Genomic DNA, 26,040 nt, shown 5'->3' with positions numbered 1-26,040 from the left:
CGAATGTAATACCTACGATTATTCCATGATCCGGTCATCGACGGGTAACCCGACCGAAAACTGACATTAGGACTGGCTGTCAGGGCGGCAGATCCGCTGGTGGAGTGAAGTGCCAGAGGTAGGCGACCCACACGATCTGAAGCAGAATGAACGCGCACAGGACTGCCGCTCTGTACCCGCGAGAGCGGACCAGAGACAGGGTGAGCGCCATCGGAAACAGCGGCAGCAGAAGACGCAGGGTCGAGGTCTGAGGAGTGAAGAAGATGAGCAGGTAGACGCCGTAGGCCAGGCAGAAGTACTGCAGGGTTCTGCCCATCTTCGCCCCTGCCGGCGAGAAGATCAGTGCCAGCATTCCTGCAATGACGACGAAGAGGAGCACCGGGCCCAGCGGACCGATGAGGTTATTGGCCTGAGCCAGCCACTGCACCAGATAGGTCGACTCCCCCGTGTGCCATGCCGCCTCGGTATCCGTATACGCGGTCATCGACCCCGTCACCAACCACGCGTGAACGGGGTGAACCAGGGCCGCGACACACGAGAGCACACCCAAGGTCCAGGATCGGACCACCTCGGCGATGGGATAGGAATCCTGCCTGCGGTGAGCGTACCGGTCGATGAGGTGCAGCAGCATGAAGAACGCGAAGGCGACGCCGATGGGCCGTGACAGATCCATGAGGAACACGACGGGGATCGCGCTCAGGTAGCGGCGTTCGACGATCAGGAGTAGCGCGGTGGCCTGCAGCAGAAGCGTCAGGGACTCCGCATACCCGGTGGAGAATATGGCCGCCGGGGGAAAGAACATGACGAAGGCCAGCCCCGTCAGAGCCTGCCCGGGATCAGTGTATCTGCGAAACAGAACGAGGATGACGATGGCGGCGAGTCCGGCCGCGAGCGTCGAGACGATCGGCGAGATCACCTCATAGCTCAGGCCGGTGAACGTGGAGATATAGTCGACGATCTCCGGATGCAGCGGGTAGAAGGCCCACTGGTTCTCCGTCACCGTGCCCGCGTCATCGACGGGCAGGATGCCCGGGTAGCCCTCCTCGGCGACCCGTCCGTACCAACCGCCGTCCCAGAAGTTGAGGAAGTCGTTGAGAGTCGTCGTAACCGGGCTCGAGGACCAGTTCGCCGGGTCCTGACGTTTGAGGACAGCGGCGAAGATCGAGATGCTCACAACACGTGAGACGAAGTAGACGGCGATGGCCTGAACCCACACGGGCAAGGCGAGGAACAGGGTGCCTAACCGGGACAGACGGGAGGAGTTGAAGACTTCGGGTGCGAGGGTGATTCCGGGGAGGTCGTGGGCTCTGCTCATTGCTGCCCGCGTGCGGCTTCCAACTCATGGATGCGGGTTCGCAGGACTCTCACCGCGGCGTCGACGTCCTCCATCCGGTAGCCGCGCAGGGCGGGCCGGAACGTCAGTTCGTCGAGATCCTCGGGGTTGAAGTCAGGAGGCAGGGGGTCCCACGCTGCCTCGGTCTCCTCGGCGGATTCGGCGGAGAAGACGTTGAATGTTGCCGCCAGCACGATCACGAGTACGAAGATCGCCGCGGCCACTCCGATCACAATCCACAATGGCATGATGCTAGTTTCTCACAGTGGGCTCACCTGCTCAGCGCAGGCCGCGCACGGTGTGTTTGGGCAGGGCATCTCCAGTCATCGCCAAGGTCACGTCGATGGCGTCTGCAGTGGCGCGGACGTCGTGGGTGCGGATCATTGCGGCACCCTTGGCCACGGTCAGCGCGGTGGCCGCGATGGTTCCGTTGAGACGCTGTGCCGGTTCCACGTCGCCGATGGCTTCGCCGACGAAGTCCTTGCGCGAGATGGCCAGCAGCACCCGGAACCGGGTTTCGGTGAAGCGGCCCAGTTCACGCAGCACCCGCAGCGACTGGTACGTGTTCTTCCCGAAATCTGGTGTCGGATCGATGATGATCTTCTCGGCCGCGACACCGGCCGTCAGTGCCGCCTCGGCCAGTCCGAGCACGCCTTCCAGGGTCCGGTCGACGACCTCCCCGGCGCTCAAGCCGTACCGGTTGCGATGGGCATCAGTCCGTGGTGACAGGCCGCCCGTATGTGAGCAGACGAGGCCCACTTCGTTCTTCGCCGCCACGGAGGCCAGTTCGGGGTCGACCCCTGCCCAGGTGTCGTTGAGCAGTCCTGCGCCCGCGGCGCAGGCAGCTTGGGCGACCTCATGTCGCCAGGTGTCGACGCTGATGAGCACGTCGGGGTGGCTGTGTGCGACGGCTTCGATGACGGGACAGACCCGGTCGATCTCCTCGGCGACGGAGATCTCCCTGCCACGACCGGCGCGCACCCCTCCGATATCGACGATGTGCGCGCCTTCCTGCACAGCGGCGGCAACAGCGTCGATGGCCTCCCCGGCGGTGGACGCGGATTCGTAGAACGAGTCCGTTGTCCGGTTGATCACGGCCATGATGGCGGGATTGCCGGGCCGGGCCTGTGCCAATTCGAAGCCGCCGAGGAGGGTGCTCGGTTCCGCTGCATCCTTCACAGTTCTTCTCCATCGATTGCAGTGCCGATGATGTCGACGACTTCATCGATGTCGTCTGTGAGGGTGAACAGGTACATATCGCGGTCGCTGATGGTGCCTTCGGCCACAAGGGTCGCCGACATCCAGTCGACGAGGCCCTGCCAGTAGTCGATGCCGAAGAGAACGATCGGGAAGGAGGTTACCTTCCCGGTCTGGACCATTGTGAAGGCTTCGAAGAGTTCGTCGAGAGTGCCGAAGCCTCCTGGCATGACCACGAAGCCGCGTGAGTATTTGAGGAACATCGTCTTCCGGACGAAGAAATAGCGAAAGTTCACGCCGAGTTCGACGTGATCGTTGAGCCCGGATTCGAACGGCAGCTCGATACCGAGTCCGATCGAGACTCCCCCTGCCTCCCTGGCGCCCAGATTGCCGGCCTCCATGATGCCTGGTCCGCCACCGGTGATGATCGCGTTGCCGCCTGCGGCGATGCGCCGCGAGATCTCGCGAGCATCCTGATATGCCTGCGTCTGGGGGTTCAGGCGGGCCGAGCCGAAGATCGACACAGCCGGTCCGATATTCGCCAGCGAGTCGAAGCCCTCGACGAACTCCCCCTGGATCCGCAGCACCCTCCAAGGGTCTTCATGAGTCCAATCGGAGGGGCCACGGGAATCCAGCAGGCTCTGATCGGCGGTCGTCTCCGGTACCTGAGAGCGGCGCAGACGCAGGGGCCCCTTGCTGTAGAAGCTTGAATCGGGTGAGCCTGCACCGCTTTCTGCCCCCGCTGCGGCCGAGTGCGCGGCTGCTGAATCGTGTTCACTCATCGGTCTCAACGACCTTCGAGGTAGTCGCGCAGCGTCTGACTGGCCGCTGCAACCTCTGTGACGGCGACGTGTTCATCTGACTTGTGGGCGTACAGGGGGTTGCCTGGCCCGAAGTTCACAGCAGGAACTCCCAGCGCACTGAACCGCGAAACATCGGTCCAGCCCAGCTTCGGGGCAGGTGAGAGGCCGAGCGTATCGATGAAGTCCTGAGCAATTGGACGGTCGAGGCCGGGCCGGGCACCTTCTGCTGCGTCCGTGACGACGACGTCGAAACCGGTGAAGAACTCGCGGAGGAAACCTTCTGCTTCTCCTGCGGACTTGCTGGGGGCAAAACGGTAGTTCACGGCGACGGTGCAGGTGTCGGGGACGACGTTACCCGCCACTCCCCCGGAGATCGACACGGCGGACAGGGATTCACGGTAGTCGAGTCCGTCGACGTTCACGGTCCCGGTCTCGTGCTCTGCCAGGCGGGACAGAACCTCGGCTGCGGCATGGATTGCGTTGTCACCCATGAAGGCGCGCGCGGAATGCGCGCGGACGCCTGTGGTGGACACGTCGACCCTGATGGTGCCGTTGCAGCCGCCTTCGACGGACGCGTTCGAGGGTTCGCCGAGGACCGCGAAGTCACCGGACAGCCAGTCGGGGTGGTTGCGGGAGACCCGGCCGAGCCCGTTGAGGGAGGCGTCGACCTCCTCATGGTCGTAGAAGACCCAGCTGACGTCACGGTTCGGATTCTTCAATGCCGCGGCGGTGACCAATGCCATCGCAACTCCGGCCTTCATATCGCAGGCGCCTCTGCCCCAGATGACTTCGTCCCCGGTGTAGTCGCCGCCGTCTAAGTGTGTGCGCCGAGGCGGCAGGTTATCTTCCACGGGAACGGTGTCTAAGTGTCCGGCGACGACGATACGTTCGGCGAGCCCCAACTGGGTGCGCGCCACGATGGTGTCTCCGTCGCGCAGGATCTCCAAATCCGGACCGGACCCGGCGCTGATACGCTCCAGCACCTCAGCGACGGCATCGGTGATCGTCGTCTCGTCACCGGAGACCGACTCGATGGCACACAGGCGGCCCGTGAGTTCGGCCGGGTCGCTTAAAGCCTCGAACAGGTAATCGGCCAGGTCACCGGTGGGTTTGAAAACGGATTCGGTCTCAGCAGATGGATCGACAGTCATACCGCTTAGCCTAGTACTGTCGCCACCGACTAGTCTTGGGGGCATGACAGAACGCATAGTTTCCGCACGTGGCTTGGCCACCCTGCACAACGAATCCGTCCTCACCACTTGGTACCCCACCCTGAGCACGGGAGACACCCCGGACGCCGCCGAGGCGACCGCCACCTCTCGCGCGAACACCGACGGGCTCGATGCCCTTGTCGGCACCGATGAGGCTCGAGGCACCCGGACCGAGGTCGTGACCACGACGATCGATCTCGACGCCGGTCCTGCCTCGGCCGCCGACGCCTACCTGCGCCTGCACGCGCTGTCTCATCGTGTCGTCGCTCCCAATGACGTCAACCTCGACGGCATCTTCGGTCACCTCGCGAACATCGTGTGGACCTCCGCCGGTGCCTGCTCACCGGAGGACTTCGAAGCCACCCGCGCGAAGCTGCTGGCCAATGGCCCCGTCGCCGTCTACGGCCTTGACAAGTTCCCCCGCATGACCGACTTCGTCATCCCCTCCGGTGTGCGCATCGCCGATGCTGATCGTGTCCGCCTGGGTGCGCACCTGGCCGCGGGTACGACCGTTATGCATGAGGGCTTCGTCAACTTCAATGCCGGCACACTGGGATCGGCGATGGTCGAAGGACGCATCTCCCAGGGCGTCGTCGTCGGCGACGGTTCCGACATCGGAGGCGGTGCTTCGATCATGGGCACTCTGTCCGGTGGCGGCACGCACCGCATCTCGATCGGCAATGGCAGCCTGCTGGGTGCCAACTCCGGTGTGGGCATCTCCATCGGCGATGACTGCATCGTCGAAGCCGGCCTCTACATCACCGCCGGCACACGCGTCAGCGTTACAGGTGAGGACGAGGCCGTGGTGAAGGCCTCCGAGCTCAGCGGTCAGAACAACATCCTGTTCCGCCGCAACTCCGTCACCGGAGCCGTCGAGGCGATCTCACGCACGTCCAAGGGCATCGAGCTCAACCCCGACCTGCACTGAGGCTCACGCTGCATAAGCTCTGATCACAAGGGCGCGTCCACGGAAGTGGGCGCGCCCTTTGTCGTATCTCTGCGTCTCACAGCCTTGAAAGGCCCTGAAGGACAGTCCAGCGAAATACCCTGTGAACACGTGCGGCCCAAGCAAACATGCAAATACGCCCTACACTCAGCTGCAACTCACCGTGTTGCCACGGGTGGAAGCAATGCTGCATGTAGGACGTATTCTGCTAGCTGCAGGACGTGACGTCAGTTGTAGGAAGTGACGCCTTCAGTGCGGAACGCGGCCGACTGTAGAAGATGTCACCGCCGCGCCAGGGACGATCAGCGGTCGTTCATGTCCTTGTAGTCGCGTGAATAAGCACCCGTGTAGATCTGGCGCGGACGGCCGATCTTGGTCTCGGGGTCGTTGATCATCTCGCGCCACTGGGCGATCCAACCTGGCAGACGACCGACGGCGAAGAGCACTGTGAACATGTTGGTCGGGAAGCCGAGTGCCTTGTAGATCAGACCCGTGTAGAAGTCCACGTTCGGGTAGAGCTTGCGCTCGACGAAGTAGTCATCGGCCAATGCGATCTCTTCGAGCTTCTGTGCCACATCGAGCAGCGGGTCACCGCCGGAGCGGGCCAGGACCTCATCGGCTGTCTTCTTGATGATCTTCGCGCGTGGATCATAGTTCTTGTACACGCGGTGACCGAAGCCCATGAGACGAACACCGTCTTCCTTGTTCTTCACGCGTTCCATGAACTTCTCGGGGCCGTCATCGGAGGCTGCGATCTCTTCCAGCATCGTCAGGACGGCCGAGTTCGCGCCGCCGTGCAGTGGTCCGGCCAGAGCGTTGACGCCCGCGGAGATCGACTGGAACAGGTTGGCCTGCGAGGAGCCGACGAGTCGAACCGTCGAAGTCGAGCAGTTCTGCTCGTGGTCTGCGTGGAGGATGAAGAGCTGGTCCATGGCTTTGACCGTCAGTGGATCCGGCTCGTAGTCCTCCGCGGGAACACCGAAGTTCACGCGTAGGAAGTTCTCCACCAGACCCAGGGAGTTCGATGGGTGGATGACCGGCAAGCCCATGTTCTTGCGGTGGGCCAGAGCCGCGATCGTCGGCATCTTCGCGAGCAGGCGGAAGGTCGAGGTGTCGACCTGGCCCTCGTCAAAGACATCGAGGTCATCTTGGTAGAAAGTCGACAAAGCGGCGACTGCCGCTGCCACCATGGGCATCGGATGCGCATCATAGGGGAAGGCACGGAAGAAGCGACGCAGGTCTTCGTGGACGATGGTGTGTCCACGCAGTCGGCCGTCGAATGCGTCGTACTGCTCCTGGGTCGGCAGCTCTCCGTGGATGAGAAGGTAGCTGACCTCAACGAAGTTTGAGTGCTCAGCGAGCTGCTCGATGGGATAGCCGCGGTACTGCAGAACACCGGCGTCACCATCGATGTAGGTGATGGCCGAGGAACTTGATGCAGTATTGGCGAAACCTGGGTCGTAGGTGACCGCGCCGGTGTCTTTCAGCAGCGAGCCGATGCGATATCCGTTGTTGCCCGCGGAGGATGCCACCTCGGGCAGTGTCAGCTCCGTGTCCCCGACCTGCAGACTCGCATCCGATGGCATATGTTCTCCTCAGCCTCGACCCACCTCAAGAACTTCCTGAGGTGTCTTGCACAATTCCCTCAAAGACTACCGATAACTGTAGGAATCAGAAAATCACAGCTCCGCACAGGAACTGATCGGTAACCTGCTTACTCTAGCCATATAACGGTGTCTCAGACTCCGGTTCGGATGCTCCCGAGATGTGCCTTAAGCCGGTGAACGTCGCATCCGGCGTCTCAGCCGACGGCGCCGTGCAGCCGCTGCGCAGCGGCGCGAATACGCTCATCACCAGCAGTCAGAGCGACGCGCACATGGTCGGCAGCGGCCTCACCATAGAATTCGCCGGGACCGGCGATGATGCCCAGATCTGCCAGCTTCGACAGTGAGTCCCAGCAGTTGACGCCGGCGCTCGACCACAGATAGAGACCGGCGGACGAGTGATCGATACGGAATCCGTAGGCTTCGAGCCCGCTGCGCAGCAGATCCCGACGAGCTCGGTAGCGTTCCTTCTGCTCGAAAACGTGAGTAGTGTCTCGCAGGCCCGCGATCATCGCTGCCTGGATAGGGAACGGCACGATCATGCCCGCATGCTTGCGCGACTTGGTGAGGTCGGCGATGAGCTGGCTGTCTCCGGTTACGAAGGCAGCACGGTAGCCGGCGAGGTTCGACTGCTTCGACATCGAGTACACACTGAGCACACCGCTGTGATCGCCACCGGTGACGTTGAGGATGCTCGGTGCCGGTGACTCGGATTCCCAGTTGAGCAGTCCGTAACACTCATCGGAGGCGAGAACGACTCCGGCTTCACGGGTACGACGGACAACTTCGGCCAGGGTATCGGTGTCGAGCACTTCACCGGTCGGGTTTCCGGGGGTGTTGATCCACAGCAGACCGATCCCATCGAGGGAGGCACCGTTGGCAACATCCGCCGCGTCGAGACGACGACAGTCGACACCGGCGATCGTGGCACCCATCTCGTAGGTCGGGTAGGCCGCTGAAGGGCAGGCAACGTCCAGGCCAACCTGACGCAGCCCCAGCAGCGTGGGCAGCCACGCAACCAGCTCCTTCGAACCGATGGTGGGCAGCACCTCAGCGGCGGGGTCGAGTGTGACTCCATGCCAGTTCTGGTACCACCAAGCAATGGCTTCACGCAGTTCATCCGTGCCCGCCGTCGTCGGGTAGCCGTGAGCATCGCCGCCGACCGCCAGCGCGGATTGGATCACCTGGGGTGTGGGATCGACCGGTGTGCCGATCGACAAATCACAGACCCCGTCGGGGTGCTGGGCGGCCCGGTTGCGGTACTCGGTGAGTCGATCCCAAGGGTAGTCGGGCAGGTTGAGGCCGAAGCGAGAAGACATGGCTCAGTCGTGCTGCTGCAGGGGCAGGGCTGCGATGATCGGGTGATCCAGGCCAGTGTTGCCCAGCTTCGCGGCTCCGCCGGGTGAACCGAGCTCGTCGAAGAATTCGACGTTTGCCTTGTAGTACTCCGACCATTCCTCCGGAGTGTCATCTTCGTAGAAGATCGCCTCGACCGGGCAGACAGGTTCGCAGGCACCGCAGTCGACGCATTCATCCGGGTGGATGTAAAGGCTGCGCTCACCTTCGTAGATGCAGTCGACCGGACATTCGTCGACGCAGGCCTTGTCCTTCAGATCAACACAAGGCTGGGCAATGATGTACGTCACGAGTACGACTCCTATTAAGACTCAGCGAGATTGCACGTATACAGCCTAAGACTACGCCTTCCGACTCGGTAGGGTCCCATCGGGTCGACGTGATCCTTCTTTCACGTTCGTGTCCTCCGTCACGCCTGCGGCCGCTGCGATGCAGGCTGGATTAGGCTGGGGGCGCAAGAGCTCTAAGATGTTTCGGCGGAAGGCGACAAGTGGACGATCTGCAGCCCGGCAAAAGAGTGGTCGTGCGGTATTCGCTCGAGCCCGGTGATACACATTCGACTTCGGATGCCCTCGGGGTCGTCAACACCGCCGACGAGTCGACGGTGGAGATCGGAACCAAACGGGGGCCCATCCGGATCAACCGGGACCAGATCATGCTCGTCCACGAGGTTCCGCCGGCACCGACCAAATCGGGTCGCACCCATGAGATCGTCTCTGCTGTCGACCTGCGCAGGATCTCGGCCGCGGCATGGCTGCCGCAGGACATCTCCTGGCTGCACATGGAGAATCTGCGTAACGAAAGCGCGGAGACCGATTCCGACATCGGACTGCTGCAGAAGGGCTGGCTGCTGCGCAGCTCCGAATCGGTGACCCGCCGAGCCAACAGCTGCCTGCCTGTGACGGACACCGGAATGGACTGGGAGCAGAGCCTCGATGCTGTCGAAGCCTGGTACTCAGCGCGGGACAAGCCCAGCTGCATCCAGATCTACTCAAGTGAGGATTCCAGTGCGCTGGCTCCGGCCTGCGAAGGTTTGGCGTCGTTGCTTTCGGCCCGGGGCTACTCCCCGTCTGAGCCGGTCTTCCTGCTGGCCGGTTCCACCGCCGAGGCGGCTGCTGGGGCTGCGCATCCCGGTGACGCGGCTGCACCCGGGCTATCGATCGACGTCAGCGAGCAGCCGAGTCCCATGCACTATGCGGCGTGGACGAGTGAGCGCGACCCAGGCTCTGAGGAGGCGTTCCGTGGGCTCATCGAGGCCGCGGATCCATGTGAGTTCGTTACCGCCTATGCTGATCACCCGGATGGGAGTCGGACCATGGTCGCCAGTGCCCGGATCGTCGAACGCAGCAAATGGGGTGTGCTGACGAATCTCGTCACCCATCCCGATCTGCGCCGCCGCGGAGCCGGTCGGTCTGTGGCCCGGGCCGTTGCAGCACTGCTGTCGCAGCGGGGAGTCCGTTCCTACCTTGTCGATGTGGAAGCCAGCAATGAAGCCTCGCTGAACCTCTTCACGTCCCTTGGCGCCACGGTTCGGCACCGCTCCTGGTACGCTCTCAGAGGCTGAGGCGGGTCAACCTCGTAGCCGAGACCGCGTAGTAGGCGGGTCAGTCCTTGCACTCGACCTTATTGATCGGTCGATAGACGGTGACGAATGAGTCCTTCGTCGTCTTACCGGATGCGATGTCCTTCATCGTCCGGGTGATCTTGATCGACCAGCCCTGCTTGGGTGACTGTGGCGTGCATTCGGGACCCGAATCGGTCACGGAGCCTGGCGAACTGTAGTTGTACCTCTCGGAGGAGTCTGAGTCCACCTTGAGCTTCTTATCGCCGAATACCTTCGCATGTACCTCTCCACCGGATAGGTACATGTCGAGAACGATCGGCTGTTTCGATGTGTTCGTGAACTTCATGTCGATCGACGACCAGTCCAGCGTGGATTCCCGGCCTTCCGGGTAGCGGGAGATATAGCGCGAATGAGCCTGGTGTTCGTCCAGGTCGAAACCGGCGAAGAAGGCGGCGTTGAACAGTGTCGTCGACACCTGGGAGACTCCCCCGCCGAAGTCTTCCTTCATCCGGCCATCTGAGATGACGCCTGCGGCTTTGTATCCGTTGGCCGCTGTGCGCTGTCCGATGGCTTCGTTGAGGGAGAACTGTTCTCCGGGCTGCACCACTGTGCCGGAGACCTTCTTCGTGGCGACCTTGAGGTTGGTGTCGCGGTTGGGTTCCGAGGAATATCCGGTTGAGAACTCGGACATCACGTCTGAGACATTCGCCTTCTTCGCATCCTTCGTGGTGAAGTCCGGCTTCACCGAGGCGAGTGTGACTGTTGGCTTATCGGTCTCACCCTTGATGGCATCGGTGACAGCCTTCGTGAGCTCATCCTTCTTGATCCCGATTCCTGTTTCGGAATCGACGACCTTCGGCTTACCGCCCTTGATCGTGAAGCTTGCGTCTTTGGCGGGCTTGCCCACGTCCTTATTGGCCGCCAGGACACGCTTCTGCAGGTCCTCTTCGGCGAAGACCGGGACCAGCTTCGAGTCCTTCGGTTCAAAGGTCAGGGTCTTCGCTACCGTTGACGGGCTGACTGTGAGATCGCCGGCATCGACATCGGAGTCGGCGTCCTTCGCAGGTTTCGCGTGGACGGTGAGTTCCTTGCTCACAGCGTCCTTAGCGAATCCGTCGGCAACGTTCTTCGCCTCGGCGGTGGTGATATCGGGTTCGACGTCGGTGGCTGTCACGGGCAGCGGATCTTCGGTGCGCAGCCACGACTCCTCGATCGCCGTGCGCACTTGTGAGGTATCGACGCTCTGACCGTTGGAGCCGTCTTTGACCTCCGGCTTGGACTTCACATAGCTGAGCTCGGCGTCGACGGGTTCGAGTTCGAGGGATTTCGTCACCTTTCCGGTGGCGTCCTCAAAGGTCTTTTCGTCAATGCTGATGACGGGGTCTATTTCGTCATCCCCGAAGAGTCGGTCCCAGATGATGGTCGGGTTGAGTGTGAATCCGGTGGCCCGCCCGATGGTCCCCGGCATGTCGAAGCTGACTCCGGCTTTCTTAGGGTCGAGGGCGGCGGTGGGCTTTCCGGCCTTAAGCTCAATCTCCTCCCCCGCTTTGTCTCCCAGTTCGCCGCGCAGAGTCGCCTCGGCAGACGTAGTGGACTGACCGCCTATGTCGACACCGGCCACGGTCGTCCCGGGTGAGAGGACTCGTCCGGTGAGGAAACCGAGCACCAGATAGAGGGCGGCGAGGGCGAGAAAGATGATGACGGCAATCAGCCAGGGTCTGCGCTTCGGAGTCTCTGCAGCACCCTGCGGGCGACCGCCGGGGTTCGGAGAGGAATGGGACAGAGTCTGAGTCGGCATAGTTCTCCCGATTCTAACGGGCTGCTTCGGGCCGCCGCACCTTGATGAACGCGAGGATCGCGGCGATGAGCATCGGACCGATCAGCCACGCTGCTGAGCGCAGTGTGCCGGTCACGATGATGTCCGCGCCAGGCAGCCATGACGGCTGGCCGAAGACATAGGAGAGGATGACGATGACGAATGCGGCGATCAGCATCGGTGAGGAGCTCAGGTACATGGTCTTGAGGTGCCAGAGACCGCAGGCAGCCAGGAGCAGGGCCAGGGCCACGCCCCAGGGCACGATGACGGTGGCGCCGGCCACGTCGAAGACGCTGGCGTTGAGGTGCTGCATCGCACCGAGGAAGCCGATGAGCACAGCGAGGACCACTGCGTGGGCATAGGCGAAGAAGCCGGGTTTCTTCGGCTCCCGACGTCGGCGACGCAGCGGCTTGGCGGCACCGACACCACCCGTGGCGGCAACACCCGTCGTCTGTGCCTCGCAGCCGTCGATGTCGAGGTCGCTGAGCACATGAGGTGCGGGCCCCGATTGCAGCCGTTCATCTGAGATGGGGGTTCCTGCTCCGATGGAGTAGTACTCGTGATCGATGATCTTCATGCCGATGCTATTCGACAGGGCGAAGAAGGAGCCCGAGACGCTCACCTGGGTGCGGTGGGCGGCCAAGGCCGCGCGTTTGGCGTTGAGGGCCGAGGAAATGTCCTGGGCGATGACGATCTCACCCACAGGTGGTTTGGTGGGGATCGTCTGGGCCGGTGAGAAGCCGGTTTCGGCGAATCCGGGCTGATTCGAGTCGAAGGTTTCCCGAGCTGCTTCAGCGGGGACGTCGACGAACAGCAGTCGTCCGATCTTCCAGGAAGAGATATCGACGGCGGCGACTGTAGCCTCATGGACGCGCACATGGTCGGGGTGGCCGTAGCCTCCGTTGGAGGCATAGGTGATGACCGCATGCGGGCGAACTTCATCGATGACGGCAGCGATATAGCTGGCTACAGTCGGAAGTTCGGCCGCACAGAGAGCATTGGCCGGCATGGTCGAGGCGGCGACGGCGTGACCGTCGGCGCCCCATTCCATCCCTGAGTCTTCGAAGATGTGGGCACTGCCGCCCAAGAACAGGTGCTCGCGCACGCCCAGGGCAGACATCGCCTCGGCGATCTCTGCTTCCCGGACGTGGGCGAGCCCGGCCCGATCTCCTTCAAGACCTTTGAGGTCGGCGGGGATGACCTCGCCGTCCTCACCACGTGTGGCACTCAGGACCGTGACCCGCGCCCCCTCGCCGACAAGCGCAGCGATCGTGCCTCCGGTTGTGATCGTCTCATCGTCGGGATGAGCATGCACGAAGAGGATGCGGGGTACGACGGTCATGTGGTCCTGAGTGCTCGTGGTCATGCTGGGTTGGTGGAACTCACGCGTTCTGTTTACGCAGCTTGGCGTAGGTCTTCGCACGTTCCTTCGGGTCGAGCTCAAGCTTGCGGATGCGCACTGCCCCCGGAGTGACCTCGACACATTCGTCCTCACGGGCGAATTCGAGGCTTTCTTCGAGTGTCAGCTTGCGCGGCGGAACGAGGTTCTCGAAGGAGTCCGCCGAGGCCGAACGCATGTTCGTCAGCTTCTTCTCCTTCGTGATGTTGACGTCCATGTCGTCGGCGCGGGAGTTCTCGCCGACGATCTGGCCGGTGTAGACCTCCGAGGTGGGCTGCACGAAGAAGCTGCCACGTTCCTGCAGGTTGATCATCGCGTACGGCGTCACAGAACCGGGACGGTCAGCGACGAGAGATCCGTTGGTGCGGAACTCGATATTGCCGGCCCAGGGGCCGTAACCGGCCGAGAACGAGTTGGCGATACCGGTACCGCGGGTCTCGGTGAGGAAGCGGGTACGGAAGCCGATGAGCCCGCGTGCGGGAACGGTGAATTCCATTCGGACCCAACCGGTGCCGTGGTTCGTCATGGTCGACATGACACCCTTGCGGCTGGCCAGGAGCTGAGTCACCGCGCCGAGGTAGTCCTCAGGTACGTCGATCTGGAGCTCTTCGAAGGGCTCATGGACCTTGCCGTCAACCTTCTTGGTGACAACCTGCGGTTTGCCGACGGTGAGCTCGAAGCCCTCACGACGCATCTGCTCGACCAGAATGGCCAGTGCGAGCTCGCCACGTCCCTGGACTTCCCAGGCGTCAGGACGCTCGGTGGGAAGAACCTTGAGCGAGACGTTACCCACGAGTTCGGAATCAAGGCGATCCTTGACCATACGTGCGGTGACCTTGGTGCCCTTTTCGCGACCCGCCAGTGGCGAGGTGTTGATGCCGACGGTCATCGAGATCGCAGGATCGTCGATGATGATCGCAGGCATGGGCTTCGGGTTGTTGATGTCGGTGAGCGTGTCACCGATCATGATGTCGGGGATGCCTGCCACAGCAACGATGTCGCCGGCAGACGCCTCGGTGGCCGGAACCCGGTCGAGGCCCTGAGTTTCCAGGAGTTCGGTGATCTTGACCGAGCTGATGTCATCGCCACGAGCCCAGGCGACCTGCTGGCCCTTGCGCAGGGTGCCGCCGAAGATGCGCAGCAGTGCAAGACGGCCGAGGAACGGCGAAGCGTCAAGGTTAGTCACGTGCGCCTGGAGGATGTCGTCATCGTTGATCTCCGGAGCCGGAATGGTCTCCAGGATCGTCTTGAACAGTGGCTCCAGGTCCGCGTTGGACGGGGCTTCACCATCGGCAGGCTGTTCAAGGGAGGCAGCGCCGACCTTGGCTGCAGCGAAGACGGTAGGCACGTTGAGGACCGAGTCGACGTCGAGATCGGGGACTTCGTCCGCGAGGTCGGAGGCCAGGCCGAGGAGCAGGTCTTGAGCCTCTTCGACGACTCCGTCGATGCGAGCATCGGCACGGTCGGTCTTGTTGATCAGGAGAATGACCGGCAGCTTCGCAGCCAGCGCCTTGCGCAGCACGAAGCGGGTCTGAGGCAGAGGGCCCTCTGATGCGTCGACGAGGAGGACGACTCCGTCGACCATGGACAGGCCGCGCTCGACCTCTCCACCGAAGTCGGCGTGTCCTGGCGTGTCGATGACATTGATGACGATGGGATCGTCACCAGCTGACGGTCCGTTGTAGAGAACCGAGGTGTTCTTCGCGAGAATGGTGATGCCCTTCTCGCGTTCGAGGTCGCCGGAGTCCATGACGCGTTCAGCAAAATCACCGTGTTCGCTGAACACACCGGTCTGGCGGAGCATGGCGTCAACCAGAGTGGTCTTGCCGTGGTCGACGTGGGCGACAATTGCAACGTTGCGGCGGTTTTCCCGACGCGTGATGGCTTCAGTCATCAAAAACCTTATGAGCTAGAGAGATTGGTCCGGTGCGGACCCAACAGACCATTATACGGCCACACACTTACCGGAAATGACAGGTGGTGTTCAAAAAGCACACGGGGAATGCAAACATGAATGCATTTGGTGGTCGCAGCGGGCGAGTGAGAGTCCGTTCGGAAACGGATCTGACTCGTCCACTGCGACCAACATGCGTTCGCTTCGTCCCGCTGCGCAGACCTGAGAGCTGGCATTGGTCGAACTGAGTTCAGGCGTTGGCTGTGGCCTCCAAAACAGCGTCCCTGGCTTCACGACGTTTGCGCTGTTCGCGCGGATCCGGGACCGGGACCGCCGACAGCAGCCGCTGTGTATAGGGATGAACCGGGTTGGCGACAACCTGCGAGCTCTTCCCGATCTCCACCAGATATCCGTGACGCATCACTGCGATGCGCGAGGCGATGCGTTCGACGACAGCCAGGTCGTGGCTGATGAACAGACACGCGAACCCATATTCCTGCTGCAGTCCTTCGAACAGGTCGAGGACCTTCGCCTGGACGGAGACGTCGAGCGCCGAGGTCGGCTCATCGGCGATGAGCAGCTTCGGCCGCAGTGTCAGTGCCCGGGCGATGCCGATCCGCTGTCGCTGACCGCCCGAGAGTTCGTGCGGGTAGCGGTTGCGCATCGATGTGGGCAGCTCGACAGCGGTGAGCAGCTCCTCGACGCTGTTGCTCAGCGCCGGCCCCTTCATCCCTTCGTGGAGGTACAGAGGTTCGCCGATGGACTCCCCCACAGGCAGGCGTGGGTTGAGCGAGGAGCCCGGATCCTGAAAGACGATCCCGACTTCCCTGCGCAACGGCCGCAGCTGTTTGTTGCTCAGGCCCTTGATACTCTTGCCGTTGACGACCATATCGCCTTCAACAGTGGGCAGGAGACCCAGTGCAGCGCGGCCGATCGTCGTCTTGCCCGAACCGGATTCACCGACCAGCCCCACGACCTCGCCCGGAGCGATCATCAGATTGATGTGGTGTGCTGCACGGAACGCCTTCTTCCGTCCGATCGCCGGATACTCGATCGCGGCATCGCGCAGCTGCAGAGCCGAAGCCTTCGAGAAGTCGGCCTGCGACCCCGGATGGTAGTAGGTCTCCGTGGAGTCCATCTCGATGTCGTGGTCGTGCTTCGGAGCGCTGGCCGCTTCTGCTGCTTCAGCCAGACCCGAGACTCGGTCGGAGCCGCCCTCGGTCACGAAGGGACTGAGAGTCGCCTTCGGCGAATGAACACCATCGTCGTTGCCCCCTGCAGTTACGTCGTCGGCCGTACCGTGGGCGGCCTCCAATTCGTGGACGACTGCAGAGTCTTCGACATCGGCGAGGTCGGCGCCGAAGGCCTCCCCTTCGATGCCCGTTCCGAGGTGGGGCACTGCTTCGAGGAGCTGCTTCGTGTACGGGTGCTGAGGGTTGTAGAAGATCTCCTCCGCATTGCCCGATTCGACGACCCGTCCTGCCTTCATCACGATCATACGGTCGGCCATATCGGCAACAACACCCATGTCATGGGTGATGAGGATGATGCCGGCGTCGAGCTTCGATTTCAGTTCCCGCATCAGTTTGAGGATCTCAGCCTGCACCGTGACGTCAAGAGCTGTGGTCGGCTCATCGGCGATGAGTAGCTTCGGTTGGCAGGCCAGGGCCTGAGCGATCATGATGCGCTGACGCTGTCCGCCCGAGAGCTGGTGGGGGAACGAATGGAACCGTTCCTCCGGATCCGGGATCTCAACGAGACGCATGAGTTCGAGAGCGCGTTCCTTGGCCTCGGTGGGGCCGACGTCGAGGTGGACTCGCAGAGTCTCCACGATCTGGAAACCTGCTGTGTAAACCGGGTTGAGTGCCGTCATGGGCTCCTGGAAGATGACGGAGATCTCGTTTCCGCGAATCTGCTGCATCTTCTCAGGGGGCATGCCGATGAGTTCCGTGCCGCCCATCTTGGCCGAACCGGTCGCCCGGCCATTGCTGGGTAGCAGACCGAGCAGTGACATGCTCGACTGCGATTTACCGGAACCTGATTCGCCCACGATCGCGAGCACCTCACCGGCGTTGACGGTGTAGTTGAGCTCTTCGGCCGCCATCCACCATTCGTCGTTGACCCAGAAATTCACTCCCAGGTCTTTGACTTCGAGGACCGGTGATTTGGCTGTGTTTGTCTGTTCAGTCATCACTTCGTCCCTTTCTGTGTCATGCGCTCGGCCTTCTTCATCTTCCTCCAGCTCGGAATGGTCTTCATCCGCGGGTCGAACGCATCGCGCAGACCGTCGCCGATGAAGTTCACACACAGAGCAATGACGATGATGAACAGACCGGGCCACCAGAACAGCCACGGACGCGTAGCGAAGGACGTCTGATATTCGCTGATGAGCTGGCCCAGAGAGATCCCGGGTGGACTGATGCCGAATCCGAGATAGCTCAACGAAGCTTCGAGCACGATCGCCTGGCTCATGACCAGCGTTGTGTTGACGATGATGACACCCATGGCATTGGGCAACATGTGCTTGAACATGATGCGGAAGTCGCTGGCGCCGGCCACACGAGCCGAGTCGACGAATTCGCGTTCACGCAGGGACATGAAGTCACCGCGGACGAGTCGCGCCAGGCCGGTCCATAGGATGGCGCCGAGCGCTAGACCGAGCAGTGGTCCGTTCGCGCCTCCGACCAGCTTGCCGAGGATCGAACCGATGACAATGACCGGGAGAATGATGAATCCGTCGGTGACGCGCATCAGCACCGAATCGATCCAGCCACGATAGTATCCGGCCAGCGCACCGACGATTGTGCCGATGACGAGGCAGACCAGGCCGATGATGATCATCACGATGATCGAGATCTGCGTCCCTTTCATCACTCGGGCGAAGTTGTCACGACCGATATCGTCCTGCCCGAAGGGATGGTCGCCCAAGGAAAAGAAGTTTGAGAATGACCACGTCGGCGCACCGCCGGCGTTGACGATCTGCCCCGAGGAGGTGTGGTTGTAGATCCACCACCCCGGGATCGGGCCGAAGCCTACCGCCGAGAAGGCGAACAGCGCGACGAAAGCGAAGACGCCGATGCTGATCATCGCACCCTTGTGGCGGAGGAACTTGCGAAAAACGATCTTACTCTGAGACAGACCTTCTGTTTCTTTGGCTTCGATCGCGTTGTCCCCGACATCGTCGGGGGCGAGAGCAGTCTGCTTGTCGTTGTTGGTACTCATGCGTTCACTCTGATTCTGGGGTCGAGGACTGCGTAGAGGAAGTCCGCGACGAGGTTGGCGATGATGGCGAGCAGGCCGGTGATGAGGATATAGGCCATGATCGGGTCGAGTTCGGACTGTCTCATCGAGTCGATGAAGAGTTTGCCCATGCCGTTCCACCCGAAGATCGTCTCCGTGATCACGGCACCACCGATCATCGTGATGATGTCGACCGGAATGATCGATGCCAGCGGCAGCAGCGCATTGCGCAGCGCATGGCGCATGACGACCGTCCGCTCGTTGAGGCCCTTGGCCCGTGCCGTGCGGATGTAGTCCTGTCCCATGACCTCAAGCATCGAACCACGCGTATAGCGCGTGTACGAAGCGAAGGAGATGAGGATCAGTGCGATCGAGGGCAACAGGAGATGGGTGAACGTGTCGAGGTTTGCGATCCAGAAGTCTCCTTCGAGGTTCGGTGTCGATGCACCGATGGTCGCGATCGGGCGGTTGTTGATCGCGGGCTGGTCGGAGTACTCACCCCAGCCCTGCAGAACTCGGTCGGAGAAGATGAGGACGGCGATGGTGAGGCCGGTGAAGAACGTGGTTCGCACTGTGTCCCAGGGATCAGGTCCGCGGAACGCCAGCCCGACGCCGATGGCAACAGCGACCGTGACGATCAGGAGTCCGATCATCCACAGCCAGTTCATCTCCTGGTAGTAGAAGAGGTACTGCAGCGGCATATACAGCAGTGCTCCGATGGCGGCCATCGTCAGTGTGGCGTAGAGGACACGTTTGTTCTTCAATCCCGTCGACAGGAAGGTCATGACGACGGCAGAACCGAGGCCGATGATGACGACACCGACGATGCCGATGCTTGGCTGCTGCAACCAGCCACTGGCCAGGATGTAGTAGATCGTCGCGAAGGTGATGATGGTCGCCGCAAGGAAGGTGATGAGCCTGCGCTTTCTGCTGCCACCCAAAGCACCCATCCAAAACAGCCCCAAGCCGATGCAGACGAGGATGATCGGCATCCAGCTGCTCATTGTCGGGTCGTTGATGAAGTTGTTGATCTCGATGGCACCGTACTGCTTGAGCAGGACTGCCACCCAGAACACGGGTAGCGAGTACAGGAGGAACGAGACGAATGTGATGAAGTAGTCGAAGCCCGAGTACTGGCGAATTGCCGAGACCATGCCGACGGCGATTCCGAGTACGATGGCCACGATCGTCGAAGCGGTGATGAGTTTGACCGTGTTGGCGATCGCTCCCTGCAGCTGAGAGGTGACCTCTTGGCCGGATTTCCAAGCGATGCCGAAGTCACATTGCCCGACCACACAGCCGCCGACGCCGGCCAGCCATTTGAAGTAGCGCACGATCGCCGGGGTGTCGAGGTCAAGCAGTCGGCGACGGGACTCGTAGAGTGCCTCGATGTTGGGAGAGGTGCTCGAACGCAGGTCCCAGAAGAAGTCGAGGGCGACGTTGAGCAGGAGGTAGAGGACGAATGTCACGACCAGGAGCACGAGGGCTGTCGAGAGAAGTCGCCTGAGGATGAATCTTGTCATTATGTGTCCGTTTCAATCTTCCGAAAACGCCGCTGTGGGGACCACACAGTGATCCCCACAGCGGATGGGGGTGGAGGAGACCGGCCGCGTCAATTGCGGATCAGTTGGTCTCCCACTCCCAGTAGTTCCAGAAGATGGTCGGCGACACGGTGGTCGATTTCGCATTCTTCAATTTATCTCGGTAGATAACAAGCTCCGGATGCTGGAACAGCGGCGCACCAAATGCGTCAGTAGTCAACTGCTTTTCCAACTCTGTTGACAGTTTGGCGTGTTCGGACTCTGGCGCACCGACGATTTTGTCAAGAATCTTGTCGGTCTTCTTGCTCGAGTAACCGCCGTAGTTGTTCTGAGCCCCGGTGCGGTAGTTCGCATCAGAGTCAGTAATTCCTGTCGATTCGGACTGCCAGCCGAACAGCGAGACATCGTAAGTGCCATCGCCGAGGCGAGTACCCCAGTTGACATCTCCGACATCTTCGATCTTGAAGCCGGCCTTCTCAGCCGATTCCTTGATGAGCTGGAACTCCTGCTGACGGCGAGAGTTTGTGTTGTCATACATCACGCGCACCTTGGGAGCATCGACACCTGCATCCTTGAGCAGCTTCTTAGCACCCTTCAGGTCCACCTCTTTGAGGTCTTCCATCCCATTGCCCTTGATGATTTCGTCATACATCGGCGAGCCGGGAACCTGGTTGAAGGAGTCGCGTGTTACTGCATCCGGGTTGAGCGGTTTAATGATCTTATCGACGATGTCCTGGCGAGGAAGAGTCTTGAGGAACGCCTGACGCACCTTCTTCGCCTTCTCTTCGTCGCCGCCATTGGCAGTCGGGTCAAAGGGGCCTTTGTTGTCGAAGGTGAAGTCCACATGTTCGTAAGTCGCACCGTCGGCGGAATCGACATTGACGCCGTCGATGTCTTCGGCTGCAGACAGAACATCGGCGGTCGCCTGAGGCTGGGTAAAGTCAACCTCACCGTTTTCGATTGCTTGAACCATAGCCATTGGGTCACCGTTGTAACGCACCGTGACGGTGTCGACCTTCGGCTTCGTTGGGCCGGTGTACTTGTCGTCAAGTTCAAGTGTGACGTGCTGCCCCTCTTCGAACTTGGTCATCTTGTAGGGACCATTGTGGACGAGGAGGTCTTCGTCTTTGGGCATCGAGGTGAAGTCAAATCCGGTGTTCCAAGTGTTCGAGATCTTGGAAAGTTTCTCCGTGTCCTTGTCCTTAATCGCCTTGAGTATCGCCTGTTTGCCCTTTTCGGGATCGTCAATTCCCAAAGCTTTCTTCGCAACGATGTGGGAAGGGAGCCCTACCCCGTTAGGGCCGATTCCGGCAAAGCCGGTCTGCCAATCAGCGAAGGGCTTGGAAAACTCAAAAGTAGCTTCAGAGCCGTCATCGGAAATCTCAGGGAAGTCCTTCACGAGCTTCGGACCGATCGAGGCCGAGTCGAAGTACACAGTCTTCGCATCATTCTCCTTGACCGAACCGTCGTCGTTGTTGTTCTGATCGACGGTGTTGAAGTTCGACGATGTGGCTGCCCATGTGAGGGCCAGGTCGGCGGCGTCCACAGGGGTGCCGTCAGACCATTTCGCATCATCATTGAAGGTGTACTTGATCTTCAAAGGATCATCAGCGACCTTCTCGAGCTTGCCAAGCGCACCGTCCTGCACCTCGAGGTTGTCGTCGTAATACCCGAAGTTGTCATTCATCATGTAGGTGAGAATGGCGTTCGAGACAGCATTACCGTTCGCTGACTGAGTATTCATCGAACGGAAGGACTCATTCCAGCCAATATTAAGGTTCGATTTCTCTGACGACTTCTCATTGTCTCCGCCGCCGGGGGGTGTGCACGCAGTGAGCACCATTGCTGCTGCGGCAACTGAGGCTCCGGCCGCGAGGAAGCGCTTTTTCACGTTCTCTCCTTGTTGTCATGAGGCTGTTTCGCCCGTGTAGCCACGCCCGCAATTCGGGGCGTGCTGCGCTCGAGCACCCCCTGGTCGGGAGTGTGACCGCGTTCATGTTTTTCACATGGAATGTCTCAAAGTTAATTCACGCGGCAGTGTGACAGAGTCCACATGCTGAGCATATTTCACAATCGTTACCGTTTCGAGATCAAGGGAACATGCACACAACCCGGAGTCTCAGTGGATAGGATGTTCAGGTGGTGAACAGTGAGATAGATCGCAATTCAGGGAACAATCAGCCGACGATCGTGCGGACTACGAGCTCCACGGTGCTCTTCATCGTCATCGCGGGGCTCTGCGTGATCGGCCTGGGCTCAATCATCGTCGGAGACTTCACAACACGAGGCCTGGCTGTGGCGGGAATCCCGGTCGCCATCATCACAGTTGTCTACGCCCTCTACCGGTTTCCTCGCGTCGAGCTGGGGCACAAGGAGATCGCACTGATCAATCCCATGCAGTCCGTGCAGATCCCCTGGAACCTCGTCGACGGGTTCGACATCCATTTCGGACTAGGCGTACGCACTCACCAGAAGGTCTACTCCTCGTGGCCGTTGGCCGGCAGAGGCAAGAAGATGGAAAAGGACGAACATGGCATCCGCAGGCTGATGGACAACCCGAATCCAGCCGTCGATACCGTGCTCGAACGCTACTCCGGCCTCTGCGACGAGGAGTTGGCGAACCCACGCGGCGAACGCACCATCACCATTACGTGGAATTTCGGTATCATCGCCGCACTTGTGGGTGCCATCATCTGGGCAGGCGTCGGCTTCGCTGCTCTGCCCAGCTGATCAGGCAGCCAGCGGATCAGGCGTCCCGACTGATCACCAGCCGCGTTCGCGCCATTCGGCCAGTTTCGGACGCTCTTCGCCCAGCGTGGTGCCATCACCATGTCCGGGCAGCACTCGAGTCTCATCAGGCAGCTGAGCGAAGACGCGTTCTTCCAAGTCATCCATGAGTGAGGTGAAGTCCTCTGGATTCCAGGTCTTGCCCGGCCCACCGGGGAACAGCGAATCGCCGGAGAACAGGATGGTCTCTCCCCCATCGCGCAGCAGCAGGGCGATCGAGCCGGGTGTGTGCCCACGCAGTCCGATCGCCTGCAGGACGAACCCACCGAAGTCTCCGACGTCGAGATGCTCGACAGCATGTGCGATCTCGACGCCCTCGGCCTCGGTGATTGCCTTCGCATCCGCACTGCCGGCGATGGCCATCGCATCAGGGTATGCCGCCGAGGTGGCCGCCAGTGCCCGAATATGATCCCAGTGCTGGTGTGTCGTAATGATCGCGCGCAGAACGGGGTCCGCGGAGGTGTCATCACCTCCCGAGGCAATGAGGTCCTTGATCGCATCGGCATCGTCTGCGGCGTCGATGAGTACCTGCGCCCCGGATTCCTTTGCGGTGATGAGATAGACGTTGTTGGCCATGTCTGACACCGCAATGCTGCGGATGACGACGTGCTCAGTCTCGATGATCTTCGTCATTGTCGGTTCACCATGCTCCTCTTGTGTACTGCGGTGGATACGGCCCGGGTTCAACTCCGAGTTCGTGGGCTGCTCGCTGCGGCCAGGCTGGTTCGCGTAATGCTGCCCGAGCCAGGAAGATCGCGTCCGCCTGCTCTGAGGCCAGGATCGTCTCGGCTTGTTCCGGGTCGGTGATGAGGCCGACGGTGCCTGTGCTCACGCCCTCTGCGTGGATCGCTGCCGACAGCGGAACTTGGTAGCCGGGCCCGACCGGGACCTTGACAGGGAAGTTGCCACCGGAGGAGACGTCGATGAGGTCGACGCCGCGGTCGTTGAGGTCACGGGAGACCTCGACGGCTTCGGCGATGTCGAAGCCTCCCTCGCGCCATTCGCTGGCGGAGAGCCGGACCAATACGGGCACCTCCTCCCCCACGGCTGCGCGTACGGCCTGATAGGTCTCGACCAGCATGCGTGATCGTCCGGCCAGGTCACCACCGTACTCATCACTGCGTTCGTTCGACAGCGGAGACAGGAACGAGTGGAGCAGGTAGCCATGGGCGGCATGGAGTTCGACGACATCGAACCCAGCGCCGATGGCTCGGGTCGCTGCCGCGGCGAAAGCATCGACCACCTCGGCGATGTCGTCCTTCGTCATCTCTTGGGGCGCTTCATACCCGGGGTAGGCGATGGCACTGGCGCCGAGTGTGGGCCAGCCGCCCTCGGCCTCGGGCACACTTCCCCGAGGATTGCCCTCGAAGGGGCGGTATGTGCTGGCCTTGCGGCCCGCATGTGCCAGCTGCACACCGATCTTGCTGCCCTGCGAATGGACGAACTCGGTGATCGAGGACCATGCTTCTGCCTGATCGTCATTCCAGATGCCTGCATCCTGGGGTGAGATCCGCCCCTCGGGCAGAACAGCGGAGGCCTCGGTGAGGATGAGCCCGAACCCGCCCTGGGAGCGCGCACCCAGGTGGACGAGATGCCAGGTGTCCGGCATTCCGTCTTCGGACTCGCAGGAGTATTGGCACATCGGTGCGAGCCAGATGCGGTTGGCGATCTCGGTGCCGCGCAATGTCATAGGTGTGAAGAGATGAGTCATGTCTCCAGTCTGCCAAGCTTCCTCGTCGATCAGAGCATGATGTTGAATACTGGTACGGCCAGCAGATACACAGTGGCGGTGATGAGGACGATCCCGATGACGTTGAGCCACAGGCCGCCCTTGACCATCTGCGCCACCGTCACATATCCGGAACCGTAGGCAACGGCGTTGGGCGGTGTCGCCACCGGAAGCATGAAGGCACAGGTCGCGGCCAGAGCCACCGGAATGGTCAGCAGCAGCGGGTCGAGGTCGAGACCCATCGCCACCCCACCGACGACGGGAACGAAGGTGGCCGCGGTCGCGGTGTTCGACGTCAGCTCCGTGAGGAACAGAATGATCGCAGCGAAGATCGCGACGACGAAGACCGTCGGCAGCACTCCCAAACCGCTTGTGGACTTACCGATCCATTCGGTGAGTCCCGAGGACGAGAACTGTGCGGACAGAGCCAGGCCACCGCCGAAGAGGAGGAGCACGCCCCAGGGCAGCTTCTCTGCGGTGTCCCAGTCGAGGAGGCGGACTCCGCGATTGGCTCCGCCGGGGATGAGGAAGAGAAGGAGGCCAATGACCATCGCAATGCCTTCATCGCTGATCGGAGGCTCATCGAAGATAAGCGGAAGGGAGATCCAGCTGGCCGCGGCGAGGACGAACATGCCCAGCACCAGCTTTTCGCCGGTCGACATCGGGCCGAGCTTCTTCAACTCGTCGCGGATGAGTTCGCGGCCGCCTGGGATCTCATCGATTTCGGGCTTGAACAGCACCTTGACGAGGAGGAACCACGCGATGACCATCATGACGATCGCCAGCGGGACCCCGACGATCATCCACTGGGCGAAGCCGATGGAGATGTCGTGGTTCTCCTTAAGGTAGCCGACGAGGAAGAGGTTCGGCGGTGTGCCGATGATGGTGCCGAGCGATCCGATGGAAGCCGAATACGCGATGCCCAGCATCAGCGCTGTGCCGAAGTTGGACTTCACCACGGCGTCGAGTCCGGTGTCGCCTCCGTCTCTCCCTGACACTTCGTCATCCGAGCTCGCAGCGTCGGTGATGGCGCCGCCGACGACCTTGCTCACGATCATCAGCACCGAGATTCCGATGGGCAGCATCATCACCGCGGTCGCGGTGTTTGATACCCACATGGAGATGAAGCCGGTCGCGATCATGAACCCAGCGATCATCGGCCCCGGCTTGTTGCCCATGATTGACAAGGTAATGAGGGCGATTCGTCGGTGCAGGTTCCAGCGTTGCATGGCCAGGGCGATGAGGAACCCGCCGAGGAATAAGAAGATGATGGGGTTGCCGTAGGACGCGCCTACCGTCTCCATCTCGACCTCGGTGCCGAAGACGGGGAAGGCCACGAGAGGCAGCAGAGAGGTGGCAGCGATCGGCAGAGCCTCGGTCATCCACCACACTGCCATGAGCGCGGCGACGGCGGCCGTGAGCTTCGCGCCGTGTTCGACTCCGTCGGGCATGATCGCATAGACGAGGGTCGAGAGGATGAGCCCGAGGAGGAATCCGGTCCAGCGAATGCGCACCGTCTGTTTGGACAGCCCAGGGGCCCTCTCCCCTGGTGACAGTTCGCCCAGTTCGGTCGAGGTGTCGGTTCGCGAGTGCTGTTCCTGAGTCATCTGCGCTCCTCTT

General features: G+C 61.4%; 21 protein-coding genes. 3 read left to right on the top strand and 18 right to left on the bottom strand.

What is annotated here, in order from left to right:
- Positions 1-79 precede the first annotated feature (79 nt).
- From INT40_RS09985 to dapE, 5 genes are read right to left on the bottom strand one after another with little or no spacing between them, the layout of a single operon-like run.
- Positions 80-1,315, bottom strand: a complete 1,236-nt coding sequence (locus INT40_RS09985; RefSeq protein WP_135447187.1) for a hypothetical protein — start codon at positions 1,313-1,315, stop codon at positions 80-82.
- Entirely contained in the window at positions 1,312-1,581 is a 270-nt protein-coding gene (locus tag INT40_RS09980) for a DivIVA domain-containing protein (protein ID WP_101572520.1), read from the bottom strand. Before INT40_RS09980 ends, INT40_RS09985 begins: the two co-directional genes overlap by 4 nt.
- 31 nt (positions 1,582-1,612) lie before the next feature.
- Positions 1,613-2,512, bottom strand: coding sequence for a dihydropteroate synthase (folP, locus tag INT40_RS09975; RefSeq protein WP_205683597.1), 900 nt, complete (start codon positions 2,510-2,512; stop codon positions 1,613-1,615).
- Complete coding sequence (locus INT40_RS09970) at positions 2,509-3,312, bottom strand: TIGR00730 family Rossman fold protein (protein ID WP_193070661.1); 804 nt, start codon at positions 3,310-3,312, stop codon at positions 2,509-2,511. The genes folP and INT40_RS09970 overlap by 4 nt, the downstream gene beginning before the upstream one ends.
- Positions 3,313-3,317: 5 nt before the next feature.
- The gene (gene dapE, locus INT40_RS09965) at positions 3,318-4,484 is read right to left on the bottom strand and encodes a succinyl-diaminopimelate desuccinylase (protein ID WP_193070662.1); all 1,167 of its coding nucleotides are present in this window, start codon (positions 4,482-4,484) and stop codon (positions 3,318-3,320) included.
- A 43-nt stretch (positions 4,485-4,527) separates the two neighbouring features.
- On the opposite strand from dapE, the gene dapD reads away from it, so the two are divergent.
- Positions 4,528-5,472 (top strand): 2,3,4,5-tetrahydropyridine-2,6-dicarboxylate N-succinyltransferase, encoded by a 945-nt coding sequence (gene dapD / locus INT40_RS09960; protein ID WP_193070663.1) that lies wholly within the window; start codon positions 4,528-4,530, stop codon positions 5,470-5,472.
- 320 nt (positions 5,473-5,792) lie between these two features.
- Here the strand turns inward: dapD and INT40_RS09955 are convergent, their stop codons facing one another.
- The 3 genes from INT40_RS09955 to fdxA all read right to left on the bottom strand — a co-directional run bounded on the left by INT40_RS09955 (position 5,793) and on the right by fdxA (position 8,740).
- Positions 5,793-7,076, bottom strand: a complete 1,284-nt coding sequence (locus INT40_RS09955) for a citrate synthase (protein ID WP_101572529.1) — start codon at positions 7,074-7,076, stop codon at positions 5,793-5,795.
- 215 nt (positions 7,077-7,291) lie between these two features.
- On the bottom strand, positions 7,292-8,413 hold the full coding sequence (dapC, locus tag INT40_RS09950; RefSeq protein WP_193070664.1) for a succinyldiaminopimelate transaminase: 1,122 nt from the start codon (positions 8,411-8,413) through the stop codon (positions 7,292-7,294).
- Between the two features lie 3 nt (positions 8,414-8,416).
- The gene (fdxA, locus tag INT40_RS09945; protein ID WP_101572533.1) at positions 8,417-8,740 is read right to left on the bottom strand and encodes a ferredoxin; all 324 of its coding nucleotides are present in this window, start codon (positions 8,738-8,740) and stop codon (positions 8,417-8,419) included.
- A gap of 200 nt (positions 8,741-8,940) precedes the next feature.
- On the opposite strand from fdxA, the gene INT40_RS09940 reads away from it, so the two are divergent.
- On the top strand, positions 8,941-10,014 hold the full coding sequence (locus INT40_RS09940; protein ID WP_135447196.1) for a GNAT family N-acetyltransferase: 1,074 nt from the start codon (positions 8,941-8,943) through the stop codon (positions 10,012-10,014).
- Positions 10,015-10,054: 40 nt separating this feature from the next.
- Here INT40_RS09940 and INT40_RS09935 read toward each other — a convergent pair whose 3' ends face one another.
- The 7 genes from INT40_RS09935 to INT40_RS09905 all read right to left on the bottom strand — a co-directional run bounded on the left by INT40_RS09935 (position 10,055) and on the right by INT40_RS09905 (position 21,795).
- The gene (locus INT40_RS09935) at positions 10,055-11,812 is read right to left on the bottom strand and encodes a VanW family protein (protein WP_193096026.1); all 1,758 of its coding nucleotides are present in this window, start codon (positions 11,810-11,812) and stop codon (positions 10,055-10,057) included.
- Positions 11,813-11,825: 13 nt separating this feature from the next.
- On the bottom strand, positions 11,826-13,196 hold the full coding sequence (locus INT40_RS09930) for a PIG-L family deacetylase (protein WP_226831079.1): 1,371 nt from the start codon (positions 13,194-13,196) through the stop codon (positions 11,826-11,828).
- 16 nt (positions 13,197-13,212) lie between these two features.
- Positions 13,213-15,123, bottom strand: a complete 1,911-nt coding sequence (gene typA, locus INT40_RS09925; protein WP_101572542.1) for a translational GTPase TypA — start codon at positions 15,121-15,123, stop codon at positions 13,213-13,215.
- A 250-nt stretch (positions 15,124-15,373) separates the two neighbouring features.
- Positions 15,374-17,314: an ABC transporter ATP-binding protein gene (locus INT40_RS09920; RefSeq protein ID WP_135447200.1), complete on the bottom strand. Its 1,941-nt coding sequence runs from the start codon at positions 17,312-17,314 to the stop codon at positions 15,374-15,376.
- Positions 17,314-18,345 carry an ABC transporter permease gene (locus INT40_RS09915; protein ID WP_101572546.1) on the bottom strand — a complete coding sequence of 344 codons (1,032 nt, stop codon included), beginning with the start codon at positions 18,343-18,345 and terminating at the stop codon, positions 17,314-17,316. Before INT40_RS09915 ends, INT40_RS09920 begins: the two co-directional genes overlap by 1 nt.
- Complete coding sequence (locus tag INT40_RS09910; RefSeq protein WP_135447201.1) at positions 18,342-19,886, bottom strand: ABC transporter permease; 1,545 nt, start codon at positions 19,884-19,886, stop codon at positions 18,342-18,344. The genes INT40_RS09915 and INT40_RS09910 overlap by 4 nt, the downstream gene beginning before the upstream one ends.
- 100 nt (positions 19,887-19,986) lie before the next feature.
- The gene (locus INT40_RS09905; RefSeq protein ID WP_101572550.1) at positions 19,987-21,795 is read right to left on the bottom strand and encodes an ABC transporter family substrate-binding protein; all 1,809 of its coding nucleotides are present in this window, start codon (positions 21,793-21,795) and stop codon (positions 19,987-19,989) included.
- A 251-nt stretch (positions 21,796-22,046) separates the two neighbouring features.
- On the opposite strand from INT40_RS09905, the gene INT40_RS09900 reads away from it, so the two are divergent.
- On the top strand, positions 22,047-22,634 hold the full coding sequence (locus tag INT40_RS09900) for a hypothetical protein (protein WP_240689197.1): 588 nt from the start codon (positions 22,047-22,049) through the stop codon (positions 22,632-22,634).
- A 33-nt stretch (positions 22,635-22,667) separates the two neighbouring features.
- On the opposite strand, the gene INT40_RS09895 is transcribed toward INT40_RS09900, so the two are convergent.
- The 3 genes from INT40_RS09895 to INT40_RS09885 are packed head-to-tail and all read right to left on the bottom strand — an operon-like array spanning position 22,668 to position 26,027.
- The gene (locus INT40_RS09895) at positions 22,668-23,324 is read right to left on the bottom strand and encodes an MBL fold metallo-hydrolase (protein WP_101572552.1); all 657 of its coding nucleotides are present in this window, start codon (positions 23,322-23,324) and stop codon (positions 22,668-22,670) included.
- A gap of 7 nt (positions 23,325-23,331) precedes the next feature.
- Entirely contained in the window at positions 23,332-24,402 is a 1,071-nt protein-coding gene (locus INT40_RS09890) for an NADH:flavin oxidoreductase/NADH oxidase (RefSeq protein ID WP_101572554.1), read from the bottom strand.
- A 29-nt stretch (positions 24,403-24,431) separates the two neighbouring features.
- Positions 24,432-26,027, bottom strand: a complete 1,596-nt coding sequence (locus INT40_RS09885; RefSeq protein WP_193070669.1) for an SLC13 family permease — start codon at positions 26,025-26,027, stop codon at positions 24,432-24,434.
- Between the last annotated feature and the right edge of the window lie 13 nt (positions 26,028-26,040).

The sequence above is a fragment of the Brevibacterium sp. FME17 genome, from assembly GCF_014897515.1.
GTDB lineage: Bacteria > Actinomycetota > Actinomycetes > Actinomycetales > Brevibacteriaceae > Brevibacterium.
The sequence above is the reverse complement of the archived record's forward strand: the minus strand, read 5'-3'. Positions and strand labels throughout refer to the sequence as shown.